The organism is Pseudomonas graminis, assembly GCF_900111735.1.
Taxonomy (GTDB): Bacteria; Pseudomonadota; Gammaproteobacteria; order Pseudomonadales; family Pseudomonadaceae; genus Aquipseudomonas; species Aquipseudomonas graminis.
In genome coordinates, this window is sequence record NZ_FOHW01000080.1 from 1 (window position 1) to 3,093 (window position 3,093).

The following is a 3,093-nucleotide window of genomic DNA, read 5'->3' on the forward strand; positions in this document are numbered from 1 at the left end:
TTCCATACTTATCAGCGAACGTCTTGGCGTTATCTTCTAACCATTTCTGCTCTTCAGCATGCAGTTGACGGTTGTACGTCGTCGCGTACTGTGCAATTTGCGCACCTTTCGCGACATGATAAAAAGGGGTCAGCCCCCTTTTATCCCGTCCCTTTTCATCCTCAGCAATTGCGCTAAAAAGTTTCTATTTTTTGAAGGTGACATAAGTAATACCTCCAATGAATTCAATATTATCGACTTTACTGTATCCGTACTTTTGGGAAATTTGGCCTGTCCAAGTCTTTAAAGCAGCATCTTCTTCTGACATTCCACTCGCGATATTTCGAGATATTGAGCAGTATTAATGAAAAAATGGGGTCCACCCCCTTCGATTCTCCTTTTTAGCAAACTAACCTTTAACCAGAACAAACTCAAGAAAAAGACTATGACTTGGCAAACCACTCAATATTCGCTTGATAGCCGCTAGTGATTTGGCAAGAAAGCACTCGTCACTGAGTGATGCCGAAAAATCTACAATACAATCCATATCTGGGATCCGCTGATCACCCCTGATTTCAAAACCCTCCATACCCAAAACTGCAATATCATTTTTTTCACAATATTCAACAAGCCCAATTCCATCTGCGATATCGAACAAAGGGACCCCTTCCCATATCAATGTAGGAATCACAGGCAAATCCTTGATAGAAACTTCTTTCATAATCAATCCCATGGGGCGACCCATTTAGGGTCATTCTTATTGGAGACTTGAACAATAGCGCCTGTACGGTCGTTCCTCACTACGTAGGAGCCATCTTTAGCAATATACCCGGAGCCGGATCATTTAGACGGCTTCCCGACACGGTATCAAACCGAGTATCTTTCGTCACAACCGTTTTTATCGGTTTATCTATAGCATCCTGTATAGAGCTTTCTGTCCAGCCTCTCTTACCCATCTGATCGACAATTTTGGGCTCAATCGTTATAGATAGTCCTTTTGACCCCAGACCGCCGGCAACGTCACCAACGCCATCTACAGCTTGCCCGCCAACAGTGATAGCTGGTAAAAAGGGGTCCGTCCCCTTTTATCCTGCCCTTTTATCCTTTTATCATTATATGCTGTTGCCAGTCGCCTTTCGGGATGGGGCGGGAAGACAGTCTAGGATCATAGACATATTAACCATCCGTATAAACCTGGTGATGGAACTGGCCAGGTTCAGTGACCCCACTTTCGTACACATTCAGATTGCCGGCAATTGATGGGCGCACCTCAATAACTGCACCTTTGCCAACTCAGCCATCGAGCAACTTACTTGGAACAAAGGGGTCAGTCCCTTTTAGTCCTATTATCCATTGCTCGCGGTTAAGCGATCAGTCCCATTTTATACCCTACGAGAACAAAGCGACCGCCCCCCCCTTTACGCTTTTTCTATTTGAACTCTCCAGATTTGATTCTCGCTAAGAATACTGGATCTATCCACACGCTTTTCACCTTCATACCCGAAAAATCATCCTGAATTTCTGCGTTGGGGATTAAACGCTTCACAAAATCATCCACATCTGCAGCGATCTCACGATAACCGTCTTCAACTTCATGATCTAGGAACAGTACGGCCTTACTTACAAGATCAATAACCACATAGTTGCCACCCTCAGCTAAAGCAATCGGAATGTACCCAGACCTGAATCTAAACTGCTGGACTTCAATCAATATCTGCGCAATAGAAAGAAACTCGGAAACCCCTACATCTTCTCGAACATCCCCCTGAAGTCCACTCGGGGAAAACCGCGCTCCATTATACTCATTAAAAAACTTTCGAATTTCATCATCAACGCTGACACCTGAGTAGCGTTCTAGTTCTGAAAGCTCGAAATCGGAATATGGCTCAACACTTTTAATTTCAATGTTCACTTATCTATCCCTCCGTTTCTTATTACAGCGGCACCGCCAGTGTGAGGCGCTTCGACATGAACATCTTTCGGGATCAATTGCATAGTCATCCCATCCTCGACATGATGCCAAACGAATCCTTGAGGTGTTTGCGTCAAACCTACCAGCTGATTCGCTAACCTTGAGTCTACTCTATACACACCTGTCATGCCCTCAACCACAACAGTTGAAACTGCGTACGGAGAAAAGTCGGGGAATCCGCTCGCGCTATATGCCACGCCTGAGGGAGACTGGCCTCCTGCATACTGACTGTTTATCGGCTTCCGGCCGCCAATCGTAGGGATAGACATCCCTCCGACAGCGGCCGCCCCACCTAAACCCATGACTGGGGGACCTGGAACAATTGACTGGATCGGAGGCATTCCAAGGTCCGCCGCTTCCTGGGGGGGAATCGGCAAGCCCTCGGAGTGCCTGATTTCGGCTTCGACCTCCTCAACCGGGTTGTGGTGTTGTTCGTTGTTGTATTTCTCGCCAGCGCCGCCAATGAGGCTGCCGGTAGCAGCGCTACCACCCGCCATGCTCGAAGCGATTAAGCCTATGAGTTGCCCTGTTGTGATTTTTGCTTGGCTTCCGGCTTCTGTAAGGTCAGCTGCTGAGAATCGATCACTGACGTACTGGGCCAGATAATTATTCGCTAGCGGCGTGAGCCCTTCCGCCACCCCGCCTGCGATCGCCCCACTTGCGAAGTCACCCCCGGTCGCCTTGGAAATTAACCCACCCAAGACGGCGTGCAGCACGACCTTTTGCACAAGTTCGGGCGCAATGTGCAGCTCCCCGGCTAAATCTCCAACGACCTTGTTCCCCAAAGCGGAACCAAGGTCGATACCCTCGCTGACAAGTGCGCCACCTAGATTGGAACCGAAGTTACCTCCATTGACCGCTGTCGAAACCCCGCTGTTGATCAGAGCGTGCGTGCCGCTGCGTGCCAGCGTATTCGCCCAACTGTCAGGCTGCAGCATGCTCGACGCGTAGCCTGGATTTTGAGTCGGCCCCGCTGTAATAACCTTTGAACCGCCATTAGCGGCGTCACCCGCGCTGGCGAACCAATTTTGGTCTGCGTAATCAATAATGCCCGCGGTCACGCTTGCAATGAGCGCGTTCTTGAGGCTGTTACTGCTAAAGGTATCTTTAACCGTGTTTCCGAGATTGCCTTTGTTGTTGAT

Annotated in this window: 3 protein-coding genes and 1 pseudogene; all 4 read right to left on the reverse strand. The window is 48.6% G+C overall.

Going from position 1 to position 3,093, the window contains the following annotated elements; all coding sequences use genetic code 11:
- Positions 1-388 precede the first annotated feature (388 nt).
- Positions 389-724 carry a hypothetical protein gene (locus BMY98_RS26410; RefSeq protein WP_175514230.1) on the reverse strand — a complete coding sequence of 112 codons (336 nt, stop codon included), beginning with the start codon at positions 722-724 and terminating at the stop codon, positions 389-391.
- Positions 703-935, reverse strand: a pseudogene (locus BMY98_RS27160) (colicin E5-related ribonuclease). Before BMY98_RS27160 ends, BMY98_RS26410 begins: the two are co-directional and overlap by 22 nt.
- Before the next feature lie 473 nt (positions 936-1,408).
- Positions 1,409-1,891: an SMI1/KNR4 family protein gene (locus tag BMY98_RS26415; protein ID WP_074893731.1), complete on the reverse strand. Its 483-nt coding sequence runs from the start codon at positions 1,889-1,891 to the stop codon at positions 1,409-1,411.
- On the reverse strand, positions 1,888-3,093 hold a 1,206-nt coding region (locus BMY98_RS26420; RefSeq protein WP_139214596.1), incomplete at its 5' end, for a DUF637 domain-containing protein. The genes BMY98_RS26420 and BMY98_RS26415, both read right to left, overlap by 4 nt.

Bases quoted from the DNA above. Each gene is read 5' to 3' on its own strand.
- BMY98_RS26410 (WP_175514230.1), bottom strand. From the start codon at position 724: ATGGGTCGCCCCATGGGATTGATTATGAAAGAAGTTTCTATCAAGGAT.